Here is a 25,583-nt window from a genome sequence, read left to right on the forward strand (position 1 = left end):
CACCCATGAGTTTTTTCGATTTATTTAAAAAGAAACCGCAAGCAGCGCCAAGACCGCTGTTTTATGATATTGTATGTCCCTATTGCTTCCGTAAATATTCACCGGAAGATGTGGTCTTCCGGGCAGCTCATCATCGTGAAGACGATGAGAACTATGCACTCCAGGAAGATGACATTCTGAATCGCTACAGGCAGCAATTCGGATTGGATTCTGTCTACGATATGGAAGCGATTCTCTTCCCGCACGATATTCCTGAGGAGCATCATATCTACTCCGATCATGTTCTGATTGGGTTGAACGATCGATATGGCGTTGTCACGCGTCACCGGCTATGCCCGCACTGCCATAATGAGCTGCCGATTACGGCTGGCAAAGTCCCTAGCAATATTATCTCGATCATCGGGGCTTCGCAAGTCGGGAAGTCGGTCTATATGACCTCCTTGATCCATACTTTGCAGCATATGACAGCAGATCATTTTGACGCAGCTTGCATGCCGCTTAATGCCGAAATAAGCCGGAAATTCCGTACGATGTATGAAGAACCGCTTTTTGAACGTGGCGACCTACTCGCTTCCACCCAAAAAGAGAAAATGCAGGAACCATTTATTTTCCAATTCGTGTTCAAGGATGAGTCCAAGCCCCCGCTTACGCTCGTATTTTTTGATGTTGCGGGTGAAGGCATGGTCGATCAAGACTATCTGGGTTTGCATGGACAGCATATCAAGAATTCCGCCGGAATTTTATTCATGGTCGACCCTCTCCAGATCCGTTCGATTCGTGAAAAGATCCGGTTGAAATACGGGGATACGGAAGGCGATTGGATTCCGCAATACGATGAACCGCGCGATGTCGTTCTGACGATGTTCGGAGATTTCATTGCGTATGAGGAGAAGACCAAGACGAATATCCCAACGGCTGTCGTGTTGACGAAGAGTGATATGCTCCACTCGCTCAAGGACGAAGACGGCGATTATGTGAAGCCGAACAGTAATATTTTCAATAACATGATCCATCGCAAATGGCTTGATCTGACCGAATTCGAGAACATTGACGGCGAAATTCGACGCTTCATAGAGAAAGTCGATCGGCCTTTCAAGGGAACCATGGATGTCTATTTCTCCAATACCGCCTACTTCGCGGTTTCTGCCCTTGGAAGCAACCCCGTAAATCAGAAGATGCAGGGCGTTGTCAGTCCCATACGCGTGGACGAACCGTTCATCTGGCTGCTATATAAATTGAATTACATCGAAGGGAGAGAAGAACGTTGAATACCCCGTCACAGAAACCCATCCAACAACAAATGTATACGCGAGAGCGGCGTGGTATTTTTCGTACGAATGAAGGTTACGATACTGTAGCTCGTTCCAACGGGTTGGATAGCAATTTCATCAAAAAAGTGCTCCATCCTGCCTGCTTCTACGATGCTCCGACGGAGCTGTCCATTCGGGGAGAAAAGGACGTCAGTACGTATCCACAGGCCATGCATTTATTTCGCACGGAATCGGGACAAGTCGTACTCGGTACAGGTGTGTATATGCCTGCCGATTTCACTGGCATGCGCAGTGCATTCTTCATGCATAACTATGTGATTCCTGCAGAGCGTGCCGCAGACGTTGTGTATGACTATACTGCGTGGTTGAATGCTTCTTTCGCCACCACGTATGATATTGAACAAGGACATGATTTACCTGAATTGAACGAACTTCCGCTGAAGTCTGTTACCATCCCTTCGATTCCTTATCGAACGCAGTTGGCCCACATGAACATCGAGGAGTCTGTGTTTAAGCAGCTGTTGTTCGCCGTGATGGCATCGATTCAAGGAAAAAAGAAGGTTTATGTCACATTAGATGTGCCTATCGAGGACCTCTCTATCTATGCTGTAAAATTGATCGAAATCTTGTATGCCAGTATGCCTTATGCCTACCGCAAGCAATTCGGCTTCGTGACGTATGCCAAAGAGCCTGTCAGCAAAAAAGGCATCCACCTCACATTCGTGGAAAAAGGAAGCTTGCGCGCGAACGATAAAAATATCGAAAAAGATTATACGTTCGATCTTCCTGCACAGCGCGTGAACAATGTCGATGTTGATTGGTCCAAGCAGCCCTACATGGATTATGTGTGGAACCACCTGAATCAATCCGATACGATGGAAGAATTCTATCGTTTTGCCGAGGCTATGTTGGCGGATATGGACCCCATTCGCCAGACGTCCATCGCGAGTTATCACGAATTAACCCTGTTTGTGCAGCTGATCCTAGGTCAGCATCATGAATATGACAAGAATAACATCGCTATCTTACGTGCTTTGATTGGATACTTAACGCCGCCTAACGCCATTGTGAACAAAGAGCCGTTAGACACCCTATTCCTTTCGTTATTTTCAAGGGAATACACGCATGTCAAACAGAGACAAATTCCGGATCCATCAGTTGTTGAATGCTTCCGGGATTATGACCGCTTGAACCCTGCTGCGATCGAAAAGGATCTCTCTGGTTTCTTGATCCGGGCAATAAATAACGCCAATGCCGAGCAACGACAAGATCTGGCACTAGCGTTCTATGCGATCGCGGAGAGCGTACCGTCACTACGGCAACTCTTTTTCGATACGATTTTACAGGTCAATTTCGCGAGAACTTTGTTCGACCCGTATATTCAGTATCAATTCCAAGAAATGAGCTCCGTCAGAGATATCGTTCATGCTATTCAACACTGGGTGATTCATCATCCGCAAGTACTCAGCAGCAACGTCTTTCTGGAGGTTGCAAAGACAGAACTAACCGAGAAATTACGGATTGAATCTGAGCCTGTTTCCGCAGTCTATTCGATCGTGGATCAACTTGATAAGCTCGCGATCCAGGTGGAGAAGCAATTCGACAGTAAAGATACTTATTTTATCGATCAACTCATCTATTCGGCGCAGCTCTATTTACTTAAAGAATTAAATCTGGATGAAATCACACTAGATCAGCTTCTTCAAATTGATTTCTTAGAACACGGCGATGAAATCAAAGAATGGGCTGCCCACTTCAATCAAAAAGTACGATCCCAGACGAACGTTATGCTCGCTGCGTATCGATGGTTCCATGAGCAGAATCCGGATGAATCCATCTTCGAAGGCCTCACCGCGATTGAAATGGATCGCATGCAACAGCTCGGACGAAAATGGATGCAAGACGATATTCAACCGGCTCAATTCGGACGCATGATCATGGCGTTCTACCGCGAATCTGGTGCAAGCGTGATCGATTATCAAGGTTTATTGCATTATATCTATCAACATGCACAAGACAAAACCATCGTCTATCAATTCATGAATTGGTCGGAAAAGCATCGTTATTTCACGCGATCTCGGAAGCTTCATGCAGCTTATTCAGCAGCGATTCTCTCTTATTTTAAGAAAGTCGATCCAACTGCCTTTAAAAACCGTGCGAATCGCAAACAGTATTTCGATACGGCTGGACCGGCCCTGAAGGCGGTATATGATAAAGCTGCAATTGAAAATTCATCTTTACTCATTCGTATTCTAAAAAAACATAAGAAAGCAAGTCTTCTCGGATTGGTTCTGTTTCTTATTGCCGTTGCAGCTGCAGGTATGATCGGGTCCGGGGTATTCAGCAAGAAAGCGCCCGAACAGACCGTGCAGGCAGAACAACCTGTCACTACAACACCACCGACCGCAGAGGTTCCAAACATTATTGTTCATGCAGAGAATATCCAAGTGGATGGGAAAACGCCACAAGAAGAGCAGACCCAGCTGGTATTCCAATTCCGTGATCTCAAGGAGTGTGCGGCATTCCTGCCTAATTCCGTACGCGTTGAAAAACCAGATGGTACAACGACGGATTTTACCGAGACCATGAAATTAATCCACAATTGTGAAGATTCCGTAACGAATCAACCTACAACGGATACCGCGAACAACGATGGTACGGCAAACAGCGATGGTACGGCAAACAACGCAACTCCAGGAGATGGAACCGATTCGACAAGTACGACGCAGGGTACAGCTGCTGCGGGGGAAGACGACTCTTCCTCCTATCCAGGCCAACTCGTAATTCAGCTGGGTTCCAAAACGGACATCCCGCAGGATAGTACTGTGATCATCAATGACACGAAATTCAAGCTTACTCAGCCACCGGCCAAAGCTTCGGATGAATCGAATAAGTCTTAAGTTAGCTTGCATACAAAAACAAGAAACCCACATTCGTCAACGAATGTGGGTTTCTTGTTTCAGCAGCCTGTTAAGGCTTGATTCAGGTGCATCAATGGATAAATTGAAGTGCTTCTCTAGACCATTTCTATGCCTTTGTTCTTCCGATATGAGGTGGGCGACATCTGCATGCGGGATTGAAATACCCGCACGAACGTAGGATATGATTTAAACCCTGCTTCATAAGCAATATCGGTAATTTTCAAATCGGTCCCAACGAGTAAGTTACATGCATGAGCAATTCGAATCCGTTCCAGAACGGTGTAGTAATTTTCTCCCACCATTTGTTTGAAGGCCGAACTGATATAGGAAACACTATAGTTAAACTGCTTGGCTAGTGTCTCAAGCGTAATGTCTTCTTTGAAATTCTGATATACATAGGAGATTAACTCTCGAATGCCTTTCGCCGTTCCCCCCTCATGCCCGCTCGCGTGATCAGACAATAAGTGTCCTTGACGAAATCGATCAAAAAGTACAAAGACTTGAACCAACTTGGATACGAACATCATGCGGCTCCATGGCTGCACTTCACGAATTTCCTCATACATCTGTTCGAGCAGCGAATGCACGATTGATGCCGTTCCTGCATCTAGCTTATACGTCGTATTCAAGTCAAATTCTGCTCCCTTCAGCAACTGATGGAAATCGAACAGCTTATCGCCGCCGAAAAAAGCCTTTAATCCGATCGCTCCAACATACAGGACTAACTCCTCACCCGGCTCAATCTTGATTTCATGAACTTGATGTGGGAATACCAACGTGAATGTGCCAGGGATTAACTCCTTGCTGACACCGTTTATGATTTCCGTCCCTCTTCCTTTTATTGCATAGGTATATTCGACAAAGTGATGGACGTGAGCAGGAATGTTCGTCTCTAGATGATGTATTTTCAACGTAAATGGATATTCTCCATACATTTCGTCATCGCCCTGCAGATAATACGGGAACATGCTATAGCCTCTTTCTATGCTCAATCTACTTGTGAATGAATCCACTAGACATATTTTATCATGAAAAGTGAGAGATATCCTGAAATATTGATAGGAGAATAGTCCTGATCATTCCATACAATAAGAATACAGATGTATGCAACAGATGAATTAAAGGAGCGATTTTATAATGAATTGGATTGATTACGTGAACCCGTTGCAAGGAACGGATTCCATATACCCTTATTCGAACGGGAATACTCTCCCGCTCATTTCCCTGCCGTTCGCCATGAATGCTTGGGCACCGCAAACGACAGAAGCTGGCGGCGGATGGTGGTTCAGCCCTCATCATAATCGGCTTGAAGGTATTCGCGTTACGCACCAGCCAAGCCCTTGGATCGGCGATTACGGTCATATGACCTTCATGCCGCAAACAGGACCGCTTAAGGTATGGGCACCAGAGCGCTCATCCTCTTTCCGTCAGAAAGATATGATCGTCCGTCCTGATTACTTTAAAGTTCAATTATTGCGGTATGGAACCACGATGGAGCTTGCACCGACAGAACGCTGCGCAAGCATACGTCTGACATTTGAACGCCGGGATGAAGCACGTTTCATTCTATCTCCTTTCCCTGGTGAGTCTGCCATGACGATAGACCCGACGAACAACACATTACAGGGGTATACAACAGCGAAAGCTGGCGGCACCCCGGATAACTACCGCATGTATTTCGTCGTTCAATTTAACTGTCCCATTGCAACTGAAAACAGCGGTCTTTTCGACCAAAAACATCAGATTCTCCAGGAACTCTCTGGTACAGATGAGCGTTTAGGTGCATATGTGGGATTAACCCTGCCGGATAATGGAATCGTTGAAGTACGGGTAAGCACCTCTTTTATCAGTCAAGAGCAAGCATTTACGAATTTGAACCGGGAGATCGGACAACGTTCCTTCGATGAAATTCGTCAGGCTGCAACGGATGTATGGGAGAAACAATTAGGCGTCATTGAGGTCGAGAGCGATGATGTAGAGAAACTCAAAACCTTCTATACAAGCTTATACCGTACGTCCCTATTCCCGCATGCACTCCATGAATTTGATGCAACCGGAGAGCAGATTCATTACAGTCCTTATAATGGACGCATTGAACAAGGCCCTCTTTATGCGGATATTGGTTTCTGGGATACGTATCGTACGTCCTTCCCGCTATACAACTTGCTGTATCCTTCCTTCATGAACGAAATGATGCAAGGTTGGGTCAATGCGTATCGGGAGACAGGTTGGATGCCGAAATGGGCTTCTCCTGGCGAACGCAGCATGATGCCCGGTACGTTAATCGATGTTTCTTTTGCTGATGCGATCGCGAAGGGAAATACCGGATTTGATGTAGAGTCGGCTTACGAAGGTCTCCTTAAGCATGCAACAACCGTATCCGCAGATAATCGGTACGGCCGTAAAGGGATGACAGAATATCTGCAGTACAACTACATGCCTGCCGACATTCATACGCATGAGAGTGTATGCAACACACTTGACTATGTATACGGCGACTTCTGTATTGCGCAAATTGCGAAGCATCTAGGCCGTGAGGAAGACTACAATAAACTCATCGAACGGGCAGAGAATTACAAGCATTTGTATGACCCTGCTGTCGGCTTCATGCGCGGCAAGCTTCAAGATGGCAGTTGGCTGGAGCCATTCGATCCAACCCTATGGGGCGGACCCTATACGGAAGGCGGCGCATATCAGAGCAGTTGGGCCGTTCAACATGACTTCCTAGGCCTATCTGAAGTGATGGGTGGCCGCCAAGCCGCTAAAGAGCGCCTTGATGCGCTGTTCGCAGCAGAACCTGCCTTCAAGGTCGGTTCTTACGGCTTCGAGATCCATGAGATGTCCGAAATGGCGATGATCGACTTTGGACAATTCGCGATCAGCAACCAACCGAGCTTCCACTTCCCGTATATCTATACGGCGTTAGGATATCCGGCATTAACGCAGCATTGGGTTCGCAAGACCATGGATGAACTGTTCAGCTCACATCCTAACGGTCTTCCTGGGGACGAAGATAACGGAAGTCTCTGCGCATGGTATGTATTCGGTGCCATGGGCTTCTATCCGCTAACGCCAGGTGTTCCTGAATATGTTCTTGGTACACCGTACTTCAAGAAGATGACGGTACATTTGGAGAACGGACAACAAATCCATATCGAAGCCCCAAACAATGCTGATGATCATAAATACGTATCGGGTGTACAGATGAATGAAAAATCCGTTGCCAACTTGTATCTGACACATGATCAATTGGTGAATGGCGGGACCATCCGCTTTGAGATGAGCAGTGAACCACCGGCAGAAGTCAGCGATATTGCGAAGCTTCCTTACGCGATGTCCAAAAATAATAAGTAATGAAATAAGTCCCGATGCCTCATGGCATCGGGACTTATTTCATCTGACTTTGAATTCACGTCTCCACACGAATTGCATATCCACATCCCATCGGATTGCTTTGTATGATCTTCATGGCCTTCACTTTTTTGAACAAGCTATTCCAACTTCACTTCCATGTGGCAACTTCTACATCTCGTCTAGTGCTGACAGTATTGACAAATCTTACTATAGACACTATGATATGAATGAAAAAATAATTATTCATTCATGAGGATGTTGAACGTGGAAGAAAAAAAAACACTGATTTACGATTGCGCTAAAGAGCTGTTTAGTAATAAAGGCTTTAAAGATACGAACATTTCGGACATTACAAAAAAGGCCGGAATGGCCGTAGGGACTTTTTACAACTACTATCCCTCCAAGGAAAAGCTTTTTATGGACATTTATCTTGAAGAAAACGCAAAGCTTAAAAAAAGCTGTATGCAATCTCTCGACATGAGCCAAAGCCCGCTGGCAGTAGTACGGCAAATGATGCTACTCAATGTGGAAGGAATGACAGCAAATCCTATTCTAAAGGAATGGTATAACAAAAGCGTTTTCGGGAAAATCGAGCAGCTTTATCGGGAGGAGAATGGCGTTCAGACGTCCGACTTCCTTTATGACAGTTTTCTTGAAATTGTAACGCAGTGGCAGGCTGAAGGTAAAATGCGAAGCGATATTGACAGCAAAATGATTATGATGGTTTTCACCGCGATTATCAACGTGGACACCCACAAGGAAGAAATCGGACTGGAGTATTTTCCGCAGCTCCTGGACTGTATGACGGAACTAATTATGAAGGGTCTGACGGACTGCCCCTAGCAAAACTAGTGAGGCAGTTAAATTTTAACCTGAAATGAATGAATATAAAAATATTCATTCAAAAAAATCCGTGGAAAAAGATCTATCAGAATCAGCAAGTAGAATTGCGAAGTGCTGTCCGGCGTCTTACAGTTTCCCAAAATCTTTCAGGGGCTGTTCGATATCACCCCAACGAGGGAACTAACTGAAAAAGCTTGGGCGGTCTATTGATTTAGCGGTATTCAAGCAAACATGATATGAAAGGAGCGTGTAAATGAGCAAAGGTGTAAGAAGAAAACAAGGAATCAAAAAGTGGATTGTTATACTGATCATCTTAGGCGTGATTGCCGTCATATCGTTGGGAGGGATTCTCTCCAGTGCACCGGGGCGGCGTGAAGTTCAGAAGCTTACCATCGATGCCGTAGATTTCAAAAAGCTGCGCGACGGTACCTATGTGGGAGAATACATTGGCACAAAGGATCATTCCAGAGATACCAAGGTTCAGGTATCGATAGCTGCGGGGCAGATTTCAGATATCAAAATACTCAAAGGCGCTTTGGATAAAAAGGGAAAGCCCGCGGAACTGAATGGTGGTCTAAGCATTGGTGATTTATTTAGCAATGTGATGAAGTCGCAATCACTTCAGGTGGACGTCATCAGCGGCGCAACACTTACCTCCAAAGCACATCTTAAGGCACTTGAAAATGCACTGGAGCAGGCGCAGACAGAATAATTCCATTCAAGGAGGTTGCATATGAAAATTATAGTCATTTCGTATTCATTCACTGGAAACAATGAGGCATTAGCGAGCTGTGTGGCGAAGGAGCTGCCGGCTGAACATATTCGAATTTCAGAACCAAAGTCCCGGACGATGGGTACGATTATACTGGACATGATTTTTAGCAGGACACCGCTGGTACAGCCAGCGCCGGATATACTGGGGAACTATGATTTCATCCTCTTTTTCGGGCCGGTTTGGATGGGGCAAGTGGCCGCGCCGCTCCGTGCACATTTCAAGTATCTGAAAACACATCCGCACAAGTATGGTTTCATTTCAATCAGCGGCGGAGCGGACAGCACAAACCCGAAGCTGACAGGCGAGCTTAGAAAAAGAACAGGGGTAGACCCCGCAGTATTTATCGATATGCATATCGCTGACCTATTGCCGGCCAACCCAAAGCCTGCTCGTAAAGATACCTCTGCTTACCAGTTAGATGACGTGGATATGAAAAAATTAACCCATACAATTATGAAGATGTTAAAAGATGTGATTTAACTGGACCTGCCAAATGTAGAGTGGAAATGAGATGCGATAAAACTTTTTGCCAACAGGTATCCACAATGCTGATCCATTATAAATCATAATAGAAAAAACACCGGTTTGAATGAATGGGCCGGTGTTTTTTCTGTTACCCGTGGAGGGGTTATGCTGTATTCCTTCGTACGAATGGGTCAGAATGAATTCGAGTGTTATTGTTTCCCGTATACTTCTAATTCGTAAATGCGTGCCACGTTATCTTTTCCGGCATTGGTTATATCCAACTTCACATACTGAGCGCTCACTGGCGAAATTTGATGGGTTGTTTCGCTACCGGTGTTTCCGGTCACTTGAGCGGCTGTCGTCCAGGTTGTTCCGTCTTCACTCACGAGAATATTGAAGTCTTTCGTATTCCAATTCGGGTTCTCCCCGCCGAATCCCGCATGCTTGATCACCACTTTAGATACTGCAACGATGGAACCTAAATCAACTTGAAGCCATGGGTTGGTAACGCCGCTGGAACAAAATTTACTGTTGCGAGTAATCTCTCCATCAAATGCTTTGTCCGGTCCTTCTGAGGCAGCACAGGCTTTGGAACCGGTTCCTGCTTTGTTCAAAGCCAAGTTGGGTCCATCGGAGCTCTGTTCGCCATAAATTTCAAATTCGTAGATAATAGCTGGATTTGAATCGGTATCCGTGATATTCAACAACACGTACCGGGCTGAAGTCAGCAGGATGTCGTGGTTCGTGACATTTTCCGTATTCCCGGCGATTTCCGCGGCTTTGATCCATTGGGTTCCGTCTTGGCTGATTTGAATGTTGTAGCTTTTTGTATTTATCGCAGGGTCCTCTCCTGCGGAACCCGCATGATGAATCGTAAATTTAGCTATTTTATACTGGGAGCCAAGGTCGACCTGCAGCCATTTATTTGCCGCTTGCGAGCAAAATTTGCTCTCCTTTTTTACTTTCCCGTCAACCGCCATATCCGGGCCATGCGCAGCGTCGCAAGGTTCCGAACTGCTTACGGATCCGCTACTGGCCACATTCGGCAATGCGCTGGACCCTTTGGGAACCTTCTTAACGAGTCCGTTCACGGCATCCAAAGCGGAATGTTGAGTGGACGCGCTTATTGCATCAGCAGGAGCGTACCATTTTGCACCGACCTGATTCATGCTGTTCTTATTCGCCCATAGGGAATCCACGTTTTTCTCTGTAAATTTTCTGTAAGTGATATCATGGGTCGTATCGTACAAATAATTCAGGTTTCTCATAAATATTCCCTTAAACGACGTCCCGTCAGCACCACAACCGTTCTCTTCACATGGTTCCTTTAATATGCCATCCGCATTGACAAGCGTAGCTATTGCTGCATCGGCGATGGATTTGGCCGTATTGATATATTGTTCGTCCCCTTTAATTTTGTAAAGCTCAATCAATCCGCCAATAACTACGCCTTGATTATAAGTCCAGGTTGTACCTCCATTATTTTTGCAGGCATTGTTCAGACCGTCATTCACCAGATTATCCGAATTCATCATCCCGCTGCTCTGGAACCAGGCCCATTCTTTTTCCGCCCAGTCCAGAAAACTTCCTTCACCGGTATCCTCAGGAGTGCGCTGGTGCAATCTGGCGGCGATGGTCAGAAATAGTTCATTCGTGATCGCATTTTTATACGATCTGTCTTTGTTCCACCAAACCCCGCCATTGCAGGTCGAATCCCATGCACCTTTCATATCTTCGAAAATCGTTTTGGCCATATCCAGATAGCGCTGCTCTTGCGTTAAATCATAGGCTTTAATCCATGCAAGGGCCCACCATCCTTCATCATCGTAGTAATGATTCAAGAAATTCCCGGCTTTATGTTTCTCATATGTATTCGAAATGACATGAAGAAATTCAGTGCTTTCTGACTGTGAGCTGTAATCGATAATCGCTTCGAGTGCATTCGCAGAATTCCACCAACCGGTACTATCCCATAATCCGGTATTCTCGTTATACCATCCTTGAAGCCCTGAAGCGATAGCGCTTCCAATTGTGCTGTATTCATTGCTTGCCGCATGTGCCATACCAAATGGCATAAGAAGTGTGAACGCTACGATAGTAGCTGCGATCCTTTTCTTGAATAAAGACATAAATGATCCTCCTGCCCTAAAATAAAGTTTTTGATTTCGTACGACTTATCTTGTGCACCTGAGAACCATCGTCATGTCACAGGAATCCCCCCCTAAAAATTTCGAAAGCTTTACTAGAAACTAACTTCATTTACATTCTTATGAACAAATATATTGAATATGATAATAGTTTTTTTAACCTGTAAACAAAAAAAAGACTGAATCACCTTTTTCAGATGATTCAGTCTTTCGCCTTATAATTTCACTCGTTGCAGACGCAAAGCATTCAGAACAACGGATACAGAACTCAGTGCCATCGCTGCCCCGGCAATCCATGGTGCCAAAAGTCCAAGGGCTGCAATAGGAATCCCAAGCGCATTATAACCAAGTGCCCAGAACAGATTTTGTTTGATGTTCGACATCGTCTTACGGCTCATGATCAGTGCATCGGCAAGTCGATTGAGATCACCCTGCATTAACGTAACATCCGCAGCTTCCATCGCTACATCTGTCCCTGTACCAATCGCAATCCCGACATCCGCCATCGCAAGCGCTGGTGCATCATTAATCCCGTCACCTACCATGGCAACCTTACGGCCTTGCGCCTGCAGCATCTTCACTTCCTCTGCCTTGCCTTCCGGCAAGACTTCCGCACGAACACTTGTAATTCCGACTTGCGCCGCAATTGCTTGCGCAGTTCGCTTGTTGTCACCTGTTATCATGATGACTTCCAAGCCCATCTCTCGTAAACGGGATACGGCTTCCCTTGATGTCTCTTTGATCGTATCTGCAACAGCTACCATTCCCGCATAGCTTCGATCGATTGCAATCAACATCACGGTCTTCCCTGCTTCCTCGAGTTGAGACATTTGATCCCATGCAGAGGTAGCATCGATATCATATTGAGCCATTAATTTACGTGTTCCTGCGAGTACTTCTTGACCCTCAACGACAGCACGAATGCCGTAACCTGGGATCGCTTCAAATTCATTCACAGCAAGCATTTCTACTTCTTTTGCGCGGATTCCCGCTACAATCGCTTCTGCTAACGGATGTTCCGAATTCTGTTCCGCTGACCCTACAAGCTGAAGGAAACGCTGTTCATCTACGTGATGAAGCAGGATATCTGTTAATTCTGGTTTCCCTTTGGTCACCGTACCCGTTTTATCTAAAATGACCGTGTCAATTTTTTGCGCAGATTCCAAATGTTCTCCGCTTTTGAACAGTATACCCAATTCAGCCGCTCGGCCCGAGCCTGCCATAATCGAAGTCGGTGTTGCCAGACCTAAAGCACATGGGCATGCAATGACAAGCATGGCGATGGTCTTCTCTAACGCACCGGAGAAATCTCCTGGTGTAATTATAAAATACCACACGAGAAATCCCAGGACAGCTAACCCAACTACGATGGGAACGAATACGCCGGAAATGACGTCTGCCACCCGTTGTATGGGCGCTTTTGAGCCTTGGGCTTCTTCGACCACTTTGATAATCTGTGCTAAAGCGGAATCCTTACCCACCTTGGTTGCACGGATCTGTAGACGTCCATTCTTATTGATCGTCGCTCCAATCACCGTGTCTCCTGCCTTCTTGCCGACTGGAATACTCTCGCCCGTGATCATGGACTCATCTACCGACGAAGTTCCCTCTAACACGTCTCCATCCACCGGTATTTTCTCGCCCGGCTTCACAATGACAATATCGCCTTGAACGACAGCTTCGATCGGAATCACAAGCTCAGATCCGTCGCGTACGACAAGAGCTGTCTTCGCCTGCAATCCCATTAATGTCTTGATTGCCTCGGAAGAACGACCTTTTGCAATCGCCTCGAATAACTTACCTAATATGACAAGCGTGATAAGTACTGCACTCGTCTCATAGTACATCTCAGGTCCGTGGTGTACGGAACCTCCTGCTATCGCCCATTGAATGGTTAAGTATAAACTGTAAAAGTACGCTGCCGAAGTACCTAACGAGATCAATACGTCCATATTGGCGCTGCGATTCGTTAAGGCCTTGTAAGCACTAATATAGAATTGGCCCCCGATGATAAATTGTACGGGCGTTGCCAGGATAAGCTGAAACCAAGGATTCATGAATAGATCAGGCATCCAAATCCAAGATAGGAAAGAAAAGTGACTCACCATGGACCATAGCAACGGCAAAGAAAGAATGGCTGAGACGAGCAGTTTCACTTTTTGCTTCGTAATCGCTTGTTGTCTCATTGCGGAGGGATCCACTTGGTCTTCCTGCACCATAGCATGATACCCCAGCTTCTCCACTTTCTCCTGAATGGAGGTTATCGATACATCCTCCGAGCGATACTCTACATGCGCTGTCTCCATCGCAAGATTCACGTTGGCGACGACGACACCCTCCAACCGATTAAGTCCTTTCTCAATACGCGTGGCACATGCAGCACAGGTCATCCCTGTAATTTGCAAATTCACTTGCGTATCCGATCGTTTCTCTGGTTCCATGATGTTCACCTCTCCCTTTTCTCACTTTCTATTAGACAATGTCATATCCTTGATCTGTAATAGCTTCTTTAATTTGCTCCGGCGTCACTTTTTGAGCATCGAACTCAACAGCTACCGTCCCATTCGCAAGATCGACTTTACCGCTTGCTCCGATATTTTTTAACGCACCTTCTACAGATTGTACGCAATGATTACAAGACATACCTTCAACCTTTAATGTTACATGTTCCATGTTCGTTATCTCCTTTGAAATTTATTGGATGATCCTGTGATTCATCTCGATCACAAACTTAGTATACCCCCCTATACTATATTTGTCAACAAAAAATAGGATACCCCCTGTACCTATTTATATCTCCAAAAAAATGAGGAGGCAGCTGCCACCTATTTTCTTCTTATTTCATTAATTTATTCATCGTCGTGATCAATTCATCGAGAACATCGTGATCGCCCTCTTGAATCCGTTCCACGACACAGCTTTTCATATGATGCTCTAGTAACAGCTTCCCTACACCGTTTAATGCGGATTGGATTGAAGAAATTTGGTTTAACACATCGTCGCAATACGTATCCTTCTCAATTAACCCCTTCACACCGCGAACCTGACCTTCAATCCGATTTAATCGACTGATTAAATTGCTTTTGGTTTTATCCGAATGGTGACTTTTACGAGCATGCCCGTCTGCACAAGCTTCATGGGAATGTGATTCTTGATTAACTTGTTCCTTTTCCATGACTCTCTCGCCTCTCTTCTTCTTTATGTTACTTCTATTATACGATAGCCCCCCTACCTATGCAAATGGTTTCATTAGATGTCCAATGATCTAATTTATCTGGAAAGATTGAGATAATTAGCCATCAATCTTTAGATAGATTAATCAATTTTATTGGATTATAATTGAGATTGCTTATCATGCACATTTTATTAGAAAGGAGCGTCTGCATGGACAAGCTCAAATTATTTATGAAAGCTGCGCGGTTTCGAGTGATTCCGGTCATGCTGATTCCTGTATTACTAGGTGCTCTCGGAGCTTATGTCTGGGATGGTGTGTTCCATCCATTACTGCTCATACTTACGTTGGTTGGCTCTGGTGCAGCGCACTTATTCTCCAATTTGATTAATGATTTGTGGGATTATAAAAATGGTGTCGATGTCGTTGCCAATCAGACCGAAGGGTTAGTTACGACGAATTCCGGATTTCTAGCCAACGGTACAATATCCATAAAAACGTTTGCCAGACTTACCTGGAGCATTTTCGGCCTCGCATTTGCCTGTGGGATCATCTTGAGTATGATTAGCGGTTGGTGGGCCTTTGTCTTAGGTATCTTGGGCGGTCTGATCGCTTACTTCTATGTCGCGCCTCCCCTGAAATTCGGATATCGTGGCAAAGGGTACAGTGAAATTGCCATCCTGTTATCTTTCGGGATTTTACCCATCGCGGGTGCTTATTATGTACAGACAGGCCATTTCGACTACCGTGCCGTTTTGCTATCCTTGCCTGTAGGTCTGTTAACGACATTATTGCTGTTCAATCATCATTTCTTGCATTGGCAAGCGGATAAAGCTACGGGGAAAAACACCTTGGTTGTCGTGTGGGGCGAAATGAGAGCATTGAAGTTCTCCCGTCTACTATTATTCTTAGCCTATGGTTCGCTCATCCTATGTGTCATCCTTGGTATTCTGCCTATATATGGACTCATCGCCTTAGTAACGGTCATTCCGATCTATAACGTGTACGGTCGTTTAAGCAGTACCAATCAATCGTACGCCTACTTGCCGCTCATGGGCGCTTCCTTGAAAGCATCGATGCGCTGCGGGATCATTATGATCCTTTGCCTGATTATCGAAGGAATTTTACAATAATATCGAATGAGAAACGAGGTTATATCCATGGACAAACAAGTTACAACAGCGAAAAAAGCTGCCAAAGAACAACAATTAACGTTTGGTGATTTCCATACGATCTTAGATGAAGGCAACAAATGGACCATCGGCGGATTTAAGCTGCCTGACGGTACGTTCTGGGAATACCGTGAACCGGAAGCGGTCGTCATTGTTCGGAATGATATCCTATATGTTCGTGCCCCATTAAGCCGCCAGAACGATAAAGTTCAAATTCTCGATAATGCGAAGCATATGTACTATTCTGTGGAAAACGTGGTTGTTCCGGAAAAAGGCGAAGTCACATTCGAGCTTCAAATCCGTGCACGCACGCAAGGTACGGCACCAAACGATTTATATGATGGTTACGTATCCTTGAATCTGTTAGATTTCACGACGGGTGCAGCTTTGGACTTCTTCGCAGGTAACGACAAATATGCCAGTGTATATGCCGTCCTTCCCTTCCCTGGCGTAACGGTGCCGATCGTCGACAAGACAAAATATTTCTGTATTTTTAAAGAAGATACCAACTTCAAAGCTAGAGAATTCAACACGTACAAAATTACTTACAATCGCGCTAACGATGAAGTCGTATTTTATCTGAATGGCGAGGAAGTTCGCCGTGAGAAGAACGTTCCGATTAAATTCAATCAATTCACGATTGCTCTCGGCATCATGACCGAAAAAGATTTAACGCCTGAAGGCAGCGTCTCTGTTCATGGACAGACGGTTATTGCTGAATATTCACCGGTTAAAGTATCGATTACTGAATAAATTCCGATGTTTAAAAGACAAGGGCAACCCGCTCAGGGTTGCCCTTGTGTGTTCTTTACCGCATAACATCTTCAAAAGGCCTCGATCGAGGTTTGCTCATACCCATCCACGTGCAAGATAAGCTTGATAACCTTTCTCCGTAAGTACCGCTAATTCCTTGAATAGTTCCTCATCCACGACTTTGAAGTTAAAGCATGACTTCCCCTGCATGCGTTTCTGCAAACCTATTGAGATTCCTTGTAACAAATCAGGGCAAGCATACACCGGCATCAAGTAATAACTCACATAGTTCTTCTTTACTTGTACAGAACCGAAGAAGGTAATTTGCTTATATATGGGGTTGATTTGATGCGTATTGAGGTAATACACCTCATCGGTATTTGTTTTTACATCCATTTCAGGCGCGTATTGCTGCAGGATAAGCTTCAACCCTTGAAATACTTGTGTAAATTGATCTACATTAGGCAACGGCAAATTGAACCTCCTTTTCAAATACTAAAGATTTCTTTCTTAAGATTGACGCTCTCGAAACCTCTCGGCTTAAATTATGCACTTTGTTCCTGAATCCGTAATTGTTGGGTCGCAAACTCATGGTACATCGGATGCGAATGAAGTAAGGTTTCATGCGTACCTATCCCTGTCACCGTCCCTTTTTCGATAAAGACAATCTGGTCGGCATCCACAACCGTAGACAAGCGGTGCGCAATGACTAGCGTCGTACGGCCTTGCATCAGGTTATCCAGTGCTTCTTGAACGACGATCTCCGATTTACTATCTAAACTCGAAGTCGCTTCATCCAGCATCAAAATTTGCGGGTCCCGTAACAAAGCTCTCGCAATCGCAATTCGTTGCCGTTGCCCGCCAGATAATTTCACGCCTCGTTCCCCTACTTCGGTATCATAACCTTGCGGTAACTCCTCAATAAACTGATCCGCGTATGCCATAGAAGCCGCATGTTTTAATTGTTCCGGAGTCACGTCTCGGTCCACACCGTAACAGATATTATCACGGATCGTCCCTCCAATTAACGGACTTTCCTGTGTGACGTACCCAATCTGATTTCTCCAAGATTGTAAAGAGTATTGCTCAATCGATTTTGCACCTAACTTGATCGATCCCGATATAGGTTGGTAGAACCTTTCGACAAGCGAGAATAACGTTGTTTTACCGCCACCACTCGGACCCACGATTGCCGTGACTTTGCCGGGCTCAATCGTAAAGCTAACCCGCTTCAACACCGCTTCCTCTTGATCATATCCAAAAGCTACATCATTCAATACAATAGGTTCATTTGCACTAGATACCTGTTCACCAGACGTATGGTCTTCTTCATCCGCTTCAAGTGTGCCCATAATTCGTTCCGTAGCCCCAATGGCCTTCTGGAACTGCGTGAAAAACTGTGTCAACTGTGTCATTGGAATGACGATCTGGAACAGATAGAGTATAAAAGCGACCAATTCACCCGCTGACAATACCCCAGAAGATACGCGCATCCCACCATATCCGATAATAACGACTAATAAGAGCATCATAACGAAGGACACCAGCGGAGATATCATCGCCTGTACACGTCCTTCTTTTAGTCCGTAACGGAACAAATTATTAATTCCTTGACTCCCATTGTCGTACTCTCTTGCCTCAGAATTGGAAGACTTCACGAGTCGAATTTCAGATAACACTTGCGTAAGCACAGCTGTAAAAGAAGCCGTCTCATCTTGTAATCCACGTGAAATTTTCATCATTTGTTTTCCGAGGGGAACGAGAATGAGCACGCAGAGTGGAATGACAATTAGCATGATTAATGTCATTTGCCAATCGAGATAGATTAATACAGCCAATGACCCAATGACCGATATCACACCTGTAAACAATCCAGATAGGTGTTCTGAGATAAGTCCTTTTACGACTCCTGTATCATTGGTCATCCGGCTAATGGTCTCACCTGTTCGGTTGTTATCATAGTAGGATACGGGAAGGACGAGCAGCTTTTTCCATAACCGATCCCTTAAATTCGCTACAATCTGCTGCCCTACATAGTTCAACATATAAATCGATACCCCAGCCGCGATCGTCTGTGCGACGAAAGCAATCACGAGTCCAGCGATTTGCCAGCCGCTAAATGACGCTAACGAGAAGCTATCCACCAAATTTTTCGTAAACATCGGAATCACGAGTCCGACGAGCGTTGAGACAACACTTAGACATAATGCAGTAATTAGCATCCATTTCGACGGCTTCGTCTCTCGAATTAACCGAAGAAATTGTCGCCAGTTTGGCTGTGATGCTTCAGTAGATGGTTTCATTACATTCAACCCCTATTCCATTGTGTTCATATATTTGTTCTGAGGATAGGATACATAATGAATGTAAACAAAATTTAAACAGCTCATTCGGATGTTGTTAAACTTCTGCGATCGCTTGATACTCCTGTCGTAAAATCGAAAATAAATACGAATCATGATACTTTTCTTTGGCCCATCTATGCTCTCTTAAATGACCCTCCTGCTTCATCCCCATTTTTCGCATAACATTCGCGGAACCCACATTATCCGGACGGCATGTTGCGTAGATCCGATGCAATTCTTGCCCCTGAAACCCGAACGTGACAAGTGCCTGCGCTGCTTCTGTTGCATAACCTTTCCCCCATGCATCTGGGTGAAAACAATATCCGACCTCCCCATTGCTCCTATGAAGCACTAACCCACAACCACCGATAAGCTCCCCGGAACCCTTCAAGGTAACGGCAAGTTCATAGGATTGGCGAGGTATTTCTTGTTGCGAACGGATCATCTGCTCTATATACGCTTTCGTGTCCTCCTCTGAATTCGGACCCCACAGCATGTATTGTGTAACTTGTTTATTGGAAGAGTATGCGTGTACTGAAATCCAATCTTCACGTGTAAAATCACGCAGTACCAACCTCTCTGTTTCCAATTGCATGGTGAACCCTCCCTAAATCACAAATAGGTATAACAAAAGACAGTTCAAAACGAAACTACCGTTTTGACTGCCTTCGATGCTCACTTTCTACACCATCGACCATCGACATTATTCAAATAAACTGACACGGACCGTAACTTGTTCATAAGTCAACATGGTATATAATTGGCCTCGATGATGATACAGATGTCCAAGGATTTCAAGCAACCATTCATACTTCGAATAACGAACGCCCCAGTACGACGTTGTGTACGCAGCCAATTGTTCGTTGTTCAATGGCGTGTATTCAGCGACCAGATCCTCATAATTCTTCCTTAATCCCTCCATGATATCATCCAGAGAATGAAATGAATGACTATCATAGAATTTCGTCATTTCTATGGACGTCGCCTCATTCGAGATCAGCAAATCTGCTTGACATAGGACCGCAAGATGCGTAAGAAGTTCCCAGATTGAGCGTTTCTCACCATGGGGTCTCTTGCTTAAATCAACATCCCTCAACTGTTCACACATGGTTAAGATAGATTCGTTCGCAAGACGAATTTGATGGAGCACCGATGCCACCATCATCACATTTGATTCCTTTTCAGTTGTTCTAAAATGCCAAGACGGTCGATTTGAATCCAATATTCTACGATTTTGCATTCTTCTAATCGATATACGGCGCTAGCTAATTCAATGATTTCTTTGCCCGTTGGAGCGTAACCCTCGTATTCCCCAATGTGTGTGCCACGCTGCTGCCATCTCACATATACTTTAGGATCTTGTGATATAACCTCTTCCACAGTTAATTGAAAAGTTCCAAACGCGTCGATCATCTCGCGCACATGGTCGGCATAATTTTGCGGTGTACGATGTACCGTCACACGATTTTCCCCGTTGATTTGATGGGCTAACACTTCATTCGCCATATAGTGTGGTGCTTGATCCGGATCCTTCCCTGATCTGACTGTTTCAAAAAAACTCCGAATTACTTGTTCGTTCGTCATTATCATTTGCCCCTTGTTGTTGATTTTCAATCTATCGAACAGTACTTGGCTTCATCAAATCTCGATCAATGAAATTCGCAGAGACGACGGGAATCCCGATTTCCTTCGCCCATATGGAGAGTTGTCCCACATGATGGACTTCATGCACAATCACATGCCGCATGATTTCGCTTTTATAGAAGGTCTCTCCTCCCCAAGAGGATGTTACCTGTTCATACTCCATCTCATCTTGCCACTGCTCGATAAACACTCGTAACTCCATTCTTAGCCGATCTGATAATTCTTTGACGGATTTCAGATCCTTATATTCGTCCATTTGGATGGGAATATCCGTTTCATTGTTGACGGCTCTCACCCAGCTATACTCGACGTCGATCAGATGCAACATCGTTTTTAGAAAGGAGCCCAGACCTCCGTTTCGTTCACGCCACAATTCCGTGTCAGGTACGGTCTCCAACGCCTTGAACCACTCATCCCGTACCTGCCAGTTATAGTAAAATAATGATTTCACTTCTACTACGCACCCCTGCTTCAAAAAATTCGATTGCATACTCTTTTGACACGCTTGTGACTTTGATAACTACTTAATCATTGATATCTGTTCTCTCATGCCATTCGATCAGATTGATCGCATGACCGTCTGGATCATAGATGTCGAAATCAAGATGAACATTCCGGGCTGAGGACCAGTTATGTAAGGGGCCAACTTTGATGCCTTGTTGTGTAAACTTCTCGTAAAGATCAAGCACATGGCTGCAATTCAAATTAAATACCGGCTGCTCGTAAATTTGGAAATCCCGGTCTTCGATTAATGTTAGCAGCGGTGAGTGTTCACCAATCCGATAATTCGCACCACGCCCCTCATCCCACTGCTCAACATCACGCAATGCGAGTCCCAGTACATCAGAGTAAAATGCGATGGACTGCTCTAGATTACTTACATGTACGAATACTGCGCCTAAATAGTTGACCGTCATAAAAATGACCTCCCATTGGATTAGAAAGTACTGAAAAAGCCTTTGACCTTAATATAAAATCCTCTACCCTCGGCCTTTCGAGAATGAGCGACCGCGTTTAGATGTGGGTTATATCACCAAATCGATTTTTTAGTTTCGATACGTCGAAACTTTTATAATTCAATTGTAGAAGCGGGCCTTCCTCGATTTTTTCATCCGGATGAGCCTTATTATTCATCTATATTGGATTCGTACAGGATAGGACGTCTGGATGAGCTTCGTTACTCATCTATGTTGGATGAATACAGGATAGGATTCACGAATTGAGGATTATTGGTGTTTTTCGTCCTAGTATGTTGGAAATATACACTATAGACGCTTAAATATAGGCAAATCCGTTAAAGTTAGTGGATTTATCCAACATAGCAATCTTCTATAATTCTTTCAACATATGAATATCAAAAGGCTCTTTCTCGAACAGTTCCGGATCGACATCGTCCGTAATCTGGCCACCCTGATGCTGGTAGAAGTATACCGCGGATCGTGTCTCTGTCGAAGAGATGTATAAGTACTTCGCTCCTCTGCTCCTCGCCTCCTCACTCAGCACATTCATGATGGTCGTCCCCACACCTTGCCTTCTATAGGATCTGGATACATACATCAAATCGAGCTGCAGAATATTTTGATTCACCCCACGGAAACGATGTGCAAGCACGCCAAAACCAATAAGTAAATCTCCGTCAAAAGCCCCTAAGGCACGTCCTCCAAGGGTTAATTCCTCCGCGAACCGATTTTCGATTTCTTGCAGCGTAGCCTGATCCCAACTGGGGCATTCATGATTTGCATCTGTTTCAATTAATGCTCCATTAAGATACTCATAAGTATAGTCGATCGCTTCGGATCGATCTATTTCTTTAAGTTTGTTACAATCTTCGATCGTCATGGTTCTATAGATAATCATGTTCATTCCCCTTATTTCTTTATTTAATATCACGCAACGAGATTAGATTTCCCTATGAAAACGTTGCATGCTGTAAGTTATCAACCCATATCCAGTTCCAAATACGAGACCAGATGATGCAAAAAAGCAAATAAATAAAAGTGTTTCAGATGACAAGAATGCACTCCAATCTCCGCCACTAAAAGAACGAACGATAAAATAAACTGGAAAGATGCACATGACTCCGCACATAATAGGGTATAGCAAATATTTGATACAATGATGCACGCTCTTCTTGACCAAATAGCAAATCAATAGATAGAGAGGTGCCAATACCAAGCAATAACTAACTGCAGACCAATAGATTAATGCCCTTAAATCTCCACCTATTGTCTGGCCGAAGCCATACCATAAGGTGTACTTATAGGATAAAAACCCCGTCGTATAAGAGATCATAAAAAGAAGGATAAAAAAAATTATTCGCCGCCCTGGCATCACTTATTTCGCCACTCCTCCTGAGTTAAACCATACATAACCCGATCTAGAAAGCGTCCCTGCAGAAGCTCGTAATCTCGTAACACCCCCTCTTGGATAAAACCTAGCTTTTCTGGAATGGCTCGGCTCTTCTCATTATCGGACGCCACCCCGATTTCCACCTTGTTAAGATTGTAATGAACGAATGCGTGTTGAATAAGTGCTTTGACAGATCTGGATACATACCCGTTACCTTCAAATTCTTTTCCTAGCCAGTAACCAATCTCCGTTTTCCGATGATCTTGATCAAGATATAAATATCCAATAGAACCTACGAGTGTCTCTTCGATCCAGATCCCTAACCAATACCCTTCTTCCTTCGCAAATGACATCCGCTTACTTTCGATGAATTTCTTCGAATCCTCTACTTCCCAAGTCATCGTAGGAAATGATAACCACGAACTCAGATGCTCTCGATTCGAATCTATTAATTGGAACAGTGCCTCCGCGTCTCTTGTCTCGAATAATTTCAATGATATGGTGCCATCCACCTGATAAGTAAACATCTTTCCACCCTCAATGAGCTCATTTTTTCTTTTACACATCTATTGAATATGTTACACCATGTGGAAATTGTATACAATTTATATCTTACGAACGCCTAGCAATAACATCCTAATTTCTGCCACAACCTCTCCCTCTTCATGATGTATCCCAGTGGTATAATGAAATACGTATAATTTGGAAAAAGGAGTGTCCTTCGTTGGTATCAAAATTTGCTCGTATTACCGCTAGTCTAGCCATTCTATCCACACTATTCCTTGCTGGATGCAGCAACAGTTCAGAATCCCAAGAGCAGCACCACACCGCGAATGGCGATCTACAAGAAAAAACGGGTTCCTTATCGAAGCTGCCGTCATTTCTTGATCAAGCTTCCGAAACGATACGTTCTGCCTATGTTACCGCTTCTACGGTCACGGATTCACTCCCCTATATTCCATGTTATTGCGGCTGCGGAGAGAGTGCTGGGCATGAGAGTAATTTGAACTGCTTCATCGACGAGATTCAAGAAGATGGATCCGTTATCTGGGACGATCACGGAACACGCTGTGGGGTTTGCATGGAAATTGCACTGACGACCGCGGCATTAAAAGAGAAGGGATTGTCCACTTCAGATATCCGTACCTATATCGATCAGACCTATGCGGAAGGTTACGCTGCGCCAACACCGACGCCCATGCCATCATAGATTTGGTTGACTCTATATCACTAACCCTCAACCTACGTTGAAGGGTTATTTGATTTGACGATCGGATAAAATAATGATACGCTAGGCATAGCAATTAAATTGTGCGCAATCAGAATTTGAATTACATCCTTATTGAGGTGCTTTATGGAACAGTTATCCGATCATTATCTACGACTAGATCAACAACTTTGCTTTGCCTTGTATACCTGTGAGAAAGAAATGACGAAGCTGTATCGTCCTCTTCTTGAGGATCTTGGACTCACGTATACACAATACATCACCATGCTGGCTTTATGGGAAAAGGATGAGATTTCGGTCAAAACCCTAGGTCAGAAGCTTTTTCTAGATTCTGGGACATTAACTCCTTTACTGAAGCGGCTCGAAGCCTCAGGACTGCTCCGTCGGGAGCGAGATGCACAAGATGAGCGAGTTGTCATCGTGCGGCTTACGGAGCAAGGTATCGCCATGAAACAACAAGCTTGTGCGATCCCGCTTCAAATCGTTCATCGAACTCAACTTTCACCTGAAGAACTGATCAAACTCCGTGATGAATTAACCCAATTAACGAACATTCTGAACCAATATACCGAGGAGGAATCCTAACATGTCCATCTATAATATCCCGTTAGAGACCATTCAAGGCCAAGCAGCCAATACATCCGATTACGATGGCAAGGTACTTATTGTTGTGAATACGGCGAGTAAATGTGGGTTTACGCCGCAATACGAGGGGCTTGAAGCACTTTACAAGAAATATCAAGCACAAGGTTTAGAAATTCTAGGCTTCCCTAGCAATCAATTCGGTGGTCAAGAACCTGGGGATAACACAGAAGTGGAATCTTTCTGCCAAATCAATTACGGCGTAAGCTTCCCGCTTTTCGCGAAGACGGATGTGAAAGGCAACGATGCGCATCCACTATACAAAACATTGATCCATGATGCGCCATTTCAAGGGTTTAACACGGAAGACCAAGGCGGTGCGAGATTTCAAGGCATGTTCGAGCAAAGAATGCCCGAAGAGTTGAAAACTGATGAGGTAAAGTGGAATTTCACGAAATTCTTAGTGAATCGCCAAGGTCAGGTCGTAAGCCGCTTTGAATCCTATGCGACACCGGAGAGCTTGACAGCCGATATCGAGAAATTGCTATAATACGCAGAACAT

General features: G+C 44.6%; 25 protein-coding genes. 11 read left to right on the forward strand and 14 right to left on the reverse strand.

Features of this window, described 5'->3' with window-relative positions:
* Positions 1 to 5: 5 nt before the first annotated feature.
* Both BVG16_RS22745 and BVG16_RS22750 read left to right on the forward strand, forming a co-directional pair.
* Complete coding sequence (locus tag BVG16_RS22745; RefSeq protein WP_078501497.1) at positions 6 to 1,268, forward strand: hypothetical protein; 1,263 nt, start codon at positions 6 to 8, stop codon at positions 1,266 to 1,268.
* Positions 1,265 to 4,171: a GAP1-N2 domain-containing protein gene (locus BVG16_RS22750; RefSeq protein WP_078501498.1), complete on the forward strand. Its 2,907-nt coding sequence runs from the start codon at positions 1,265 to 1,267 to the stop codon at positions 4,169 to 4,171. Before BVG16_RS22745 ends, BVG16_RS22750 begins: the two co-directional genes overlap by 4 nt.
* Positions 4,172 to 4,287: 116 nt before the next feature.
* Here the strand turns inward: BVG16_RS22750 and BVG16_RS22755 are convergent, their stop codons facing one another.
* Positions 4,288 to 5,160 carry an AraC family transcriptional regulator gene (locus BVG16_RS22755; protein WP_078501499.1) on the reverse strand — a complete coding sequence of 291 codons (873 nt, stop codon included), beginning with the start codon at positions 5,158 to 5,160 and terminating at the stop codon, positions 4,288 to 4,290.
* 169 nt (positions 5,161 to 5,329) lie between these two features.
* Here BVG16_RS22755 and BVG16_RS22760 point away from each other — a divergent pair, with 169 nt between their 5' ends.
* The 4 genes from BVG16_RS22760 to BVG16_RS22775 all read left to right on the forward strand — a co-directional run bounded on the left by BVG16_RS22760 (position 5,330) and on the right by BVG16_RS22775 (position 9,644).
* On the forward strand, positions 5,330 to 7,546 hold the full coding sequence (locus BVG16_RS22760; RefSeq protein ID WP_078501500.1) for a GH92 family glycosyl hydrolase: 2,217 nt from the start codon (positions 5,330 to 5,332) through the stop codon (positions 7,544 to 7,546).
* Positions 7,547 to 7,810: 264 nt separating this feature from the next.
* Positions 7,811 to 8,389: a TetR/AcrR family transcriptional regulator gene (locus BVG16_RS22765; RefSeq protein ID WP_078501501.1), complete on the forward strand. Its 579-nt coding sequence runs from the start codon at positions 7,811 to 7,813 to the stop codon at positions 8,387 to 8,389.
* A 253-nt stretch (positions 8,390 to 8,642) separates the two neighbouring features.
* Complete coding sequence (locus tag BVG16_RS22770) at positions 8,643 to 9,101, forward strand: FMN-binding protein (protein WP_078501502.1); 459 nt, start codon at positions 8,643 to 8,645, stop codon at positions 9,099 to 9,101.
* A gap of 21 nt (positions 9,102 to 9,122) precedes the next feature.
* Positions 9,123 to 9,644: a flavodoxin family protein gene (locus BVG16_RS22775; protein ID WP_078501503.1), complete on the forward strand. Its 522-nt coding sequence runs from the start codon at positions 9,123 to 9,125 to the stop codon at positions 9,642 to 9,644.
* 194 nt (positions 9,645 to 9,838) lie between these two features.
* On the opposite strand, the gene BVG16_RS22780 is transcribed toward BVG16_RS22775, so the two are convergent.
* The 4 genes from BVG16_RS22780 to BVG16_RS22795 all read right to left on the reverse strand — a co-directional run bounded on the left by BVG16_RS22780 (position 9,839) and on the right by BVG16_RS22795 (position 14,951).
* Entirely contained in the window at positions 9,839 to 11,758 is a 1,920-nt protein-coding gene (locus tag BVG16_RS22780) for a glycoside hydrolase family 76 protein (protein ID WP_078501504.1), read from the reverse strand.
* A gap of 233 nt (positions 11,759 to 11,991) precedes the next feature.
* Positions 11,992 to 14,217: a heavy metal translocating P-type ATPase gene (locus BVG16_RS22785; RefSeq protein WP_078501505.1), complete on the reverse strand. Its 2,226-nt coding sequence runs from the start codon at positions 14,215 to 14,217 to the stop codon at positions 11,992 to 11,994.
* A 31-nt stretch (positions 14,218 to 14,248) separates the two neighbouring features.
* Positions 14,249 to 14,449 carry a copper ion binding protein gene (locus BVG16_RS22790; protein ID WP_078501506.1) on the reverse strand — a complete coding sequence of 67 codons (201 nt, stop codon included), beginning with the start codon at positions 14,447 to 14,449 and terminating at the stop codon, positions 14,249 to 14,251.
* 163 nt (positions 14,450 to 14,612) lie between these two features.
* Positions 14,613 to 14,951 (reverse strand): metal-sensitive transcriptional regulator, encoded by a 339-nt coding sequence (locus BVG16_RS22795; RefSeq protein WP_078501507.1) that lies wholly within the window; start codon positions 14,949 to 14,951, stop codon positions 14,613 to 14,615.
* A 209-nt stretch (positions 14,952 to 15,160) separates the two neighbouring features.
* Here BVG16_RS22795 and BVG16_RS22800 point away from each other — a divergent pair, with 209 nt between their 5' ends.
* Positions 15,161 to 16,081, forward strand: a complete 921-nt coding sequence (locus BVG16_RS22800) for a prenyltransferase (protein WP_078501508.1) — start codon at positions 15,161 to 15,163, stop codon at positions 16,079 to 16,081.
* Between the two features lie 27 nt (positions 16,082 to 16,108).
* A complete protein-coding gene (locus BVG16_RS22805) occupies positions 16,109 to 16,873 on the forward strand; it encodes a DUF6081 family protein (protein WP_078501509.1) in 765 nt (254 codons plus the stop codon).
* A 96-nt stretch (positions 16,874 to 16,969) separates the two neighbouring features.
* Here the strand turns inward: BVG16_RS22805 and BVG16_RS22810 are convergent, their stop codons facing one another.
* The 9 genes from BVG16_RS22810 to BVG16_RS22850 form a co-directional block, all read right to left on the reverse strand.
* On the reverse strand, positions 16,970 to 17,347 hold the full coding sequence (locus tag BVG16_RS22810) for a hypothetical protein (protein ID WP_198957524.1): 378 nt from the start codon (positions 17,345 to 17,347) through the stop codon (positions 16,970 to 16,972).
* Between the two features lie 71 nt (positions 17,348 to 17,418).
* Positions 17,419 to 19,176, reverse strand: coding sequence for an ABC transporter ATP-binding protein (locus BVG16_RS22815; protein ID WP_078501510.1), 1,758 nt, complete (start codon positions 19,174 to 19,176; stop codon positions 17,419 to 17,421).
* A gap of 97 nt (positions 19,177 to 19,273) precedes the next feature.
* Positions 19,274 to 19,813 carry a GNAT family N-acetyltransferase gene (locus BVG16_RS22820; RefSeq protein ID WP_078501511.1) on the reverse strand — a complete coding sequence of 180 codons (540 nt, stop codon included), beginning with the start codon at positions 19,811 to 19,813 and terminating at the stop codon, positions 19,274 to 19,276.
* 108 nt (positions 19,814 to 19,921) lie between these two features.
* Positions 19,922 to 20,383 (reverse strand): DinB family protein, encoded by a 462-nt coding sequence (locus BVG16_RS22825; protein WP_144027464.1) that lies wholly within the window; start codon positions 20,381 to 20,383, stop codon positions 19,922 to 19,924.
* Positions 20,383 to 20,802: an ester cyclase gene (locus tag BVG16_RS22830; RefSeq protein WP_078501513.1), complete on the reverse strand. Its 420-nt coding sequence runs from the start codon at positions 20,800 to 20,802 to the stop codon at positions 20,383 to 20,385. The genes BVG16_RS22825 and BVG16_RS22830 overlap by 1 nt, the downstream gene beginning before the upstream one ends.
* 31 nt (positions 20,803 to 20,833) lie before the next feature.
* A complete protein-coding gene (locus BVG16_RS22835; RefSeq protein ID WP_078501705.1) occupies positions 20,834 to 21,313 on the reverse strand; it encodes a DinB family protein in 480 nt (159 codons plus the stop codon).
* A 73-nt stretch (positions 21,314 to 21,386) separates the two neighbouring features.
* Positions 21,387 to 21,779, reverse strand: coding sequence for a VOC family protein (locus tag BVG16_RS22840; protein ID WP_078501514.1), 393 nt, complete (start codon positions 21,777 to 21,779; stop codon positions 21,387 to 21,389).
* A 412-nt stretch (positions 21,780 to 22,191) separates the two neighbouring features.
* Positions 22,192 to 22,719 carry a GNAT family N-acetyltransferase gene (locus BVG16_RS22845; RefSeq protein WP_078501515.1) on the reverse strand — a complete coding sequence of 176 codons (528 nt, stop codon included), beginning with the start codon at positions 22,717 to 22,719 and terminating at the stop codon, positions 22,192 to 22,194.
* A gap of 473 nt (positions 22,720 to 23,192) precedes the next feature.
* On the reverse strand, positions 23,193 to 23,738 hold the full coding sequence (locus BVG16_RS22850; protein ID WP_144027465.1) for a GNAT family N-acetyltransferase: 546 nt from the start codon (positions 23,736 to 23,738) through the stop codon (positions 23,193 to 23,195).
* Positions 23,739 to 23,935: 197 nt separating this feature from the next.
* Between BVG16_RS22850 and BVG16_RS22855 the strand changes: the two genes are divergently transcribed.
* The 3 genes from BVG16_RS22855 to BVG16_RS22865 all read left to right on the forward strand — a co-directional run bounded on the left by BVG16_RS22855 (position 23,936) and on the right by BVG16_RS22865 (position 25,571).
* Complete coding sequence (locus tag BVG16_RS22855) at positions 23,936 to 24,421, forward strand: PCYCGC motif-containing (lipo)protein (RefSeq protein ID WP_078501517.1); 486 nt, start codon at positions 23,936 to 23,938, stop codon at positions 24,419 to 24,421.
* 144 nt (positions 24,422 to 24,565) lie between these two features.
* Positions 24,566 to 25,024, forward strand: coding sequence for a MarR family winged helix-turn-helix transcriptional regulator (locus BVG16_RS22860; protein ID WP_078501518.1), 459 nt, complete (start codon positions 24,566 to 24,568; stop codon positions 25,022 to 25,024).
* A gap of 1 nt (position 25,025) precedes the next feature.
* Positions 25,026 to 25,571 carry a glutathione peroxidase gene (locus BVG16_RS22865; protein ID WP_078501519.1) on the forward strand — a complete coding sequence of 182 codons (546 nt, stop codon included), beginning with the start codon at positions 25,026 to 25,028 and terminating at the stop codon, positions 25,569 to 25,571.
* Positions 25,572 to 25,583: the final 12 nt, after the last annotated feature.

The sequence above is a fragment of the Paenibacillus selenitireducens genome, from assembly GCF_002021565.1.
In the GTDB taxonomy this organism is placed as follows: domain Bacteria; phylum Bacillota; class Bacilli; order Paenibacillales; family Paenibacillaceae; genus Paenibacillus_K; species Paenibacillus_K selenitireducens.

Excerpts from the sequence above, each read along its gene's own strand:
- BVG16_RS22790 (WP_078501506.1), bottom strand. The coding sequence starts at position 14,449 with ATGGAACATGTAACATTAAAGGTTGAAGGTATGTCTTGTAATCATTGC.
- BVG16_RS22860 (WP_078501518.1), top strand. The coding sequence starts at position 24,566 with ATGGAACAGTTATCCGATCATTATCTACGACTAGATCAACAACTTTGC.
- BVG16_RS22850 (WP_144027465.1), bottom strand. The coding sequence starts at position 23,738 with ATGTTTACTTATCAGGTGGATGGCACCATATCATTGAAATTATTCGAG.
- BVG16_RS22845 (WP_078501515.1), bottom strand. The coding sequence starts at position 22,719 with ATGATTATCTATAGAACCATGACGATCGAAGATTGTAACAAACTTAAA.
- BVG16_RS22780 (WP_078501504.1), bottom strand. The coding sequence starts at position 11,758 with ATGTCTTTATTCAAGAAAAGGATCGCAGCTACTATCGTAGCGTTCACA.
- BVG16_RS22795 (WP_078501507.1), bottom strand. The coding sequence starts at position 14,951 with ATGGAAAAGGAACAAGTTAATCAAGAATCACATTCCCATGAAGCTTGT.
- BVG16_RS22745 (WP_078501497.1), top strand. The coding sequence starts at position 6 with ATGAGTTTTTTCGATTTATTTAAAAAGAAACCGCAAGCAGCGCCAAGA.
- BVG16_RS22770 (WP_078501502.1), top strand. The coding sequence starts at position 8,643 with ATGAGCAAAGGTGTAAGAAGAAAACAAGGAATCAAAAAGTGGATTGTT.
- BVG16_RS22785 (WP_078501505.1), bottom strand. The coding sequence starts at position 14,217 with ATGGAACCAGAGAAACGATCGGATACGCAAGTGAATTTGCAAATTACA.
- BVG16_RS22830 (WP_078501513.1), bottom strand. The coding sequence starts at position 20,802 with ATGACGAACGAACAAGTAATTCGGAGTTTTTTTGAAACAGTCAGATCA.
- BVG16_RS22760 (WP_078501500.1), top strand. The coding sequence starts at position 5,330 with ATGAATTGGATTGATTACGTGAACCCGTTGCAAGGAACGGATTCCATA.
- BVG16_RS22755 (WP_078501499.1), bottom strand. The coding sequence starts at position 5,160 with ATGTTCCCGTATTATCTGCAGGGCGATGACGAAATGTATGGAGAATAT.
- BVG16_RS22800 (WP_078501508.1), top strand. The coding sequence starts at position 15,161 with ATGGACAAGCTCAAATTATTTATGAAAGCTGCGCGGTTTCGAGTGATT.
- BVG16_RS22825 (WP_144027464.1), bottom strand. The coding sequence starts at position 20,383 with ATGATGGTGGCATCGGTGCTCCATCAAATTCGTCTTGCGAACGAATCT.
- BVG16_RS22805 (WP_078501509.1), top strand. The coding sequence starts at position 16,109 with ATGGACAAACAAGTTACAACAGCGAAAAAAGCTGCCAAAGAACAACAA.
- BVG16_RS22840 (WP_078501514.1), bottom strand. The coding sequence starts at position 21,779 with ATGACGGTCAACTATTTAGGCGCAGTATTCGTACATGTAAGTAATCTA.
- BVG16_RS22815 (WP_078501510.1), bottom strand. The coding sequence starts at position 19,176 with ATGAAACCATCTACTGAAGCATCACAGCCAAACTGGCGACAATTTCTT.
- BVG16_RS22865 (WP_078501519.1), top strand. The coding sequence starts at position 25,026 with ATGTCCATCTATAATATCCCGTTAGAGACCATTCAAGGCCAAGCAGCC.
- BVG16_RS22820 (WP_078501511.1), bottom strand. The coding sequence starts at position 19,813 with ATGCAATTGGAAACAGAGAGGTTGGTACTGCGTGATTTTACACGTGAA.
- BVG16_RS22775 (WP_078501503.1), top strand. The coding sequence starts at position 9,123 with ATGAAAATTATAGTCATTTCGTATTCATTCACTGGAAACAATGAGGCA.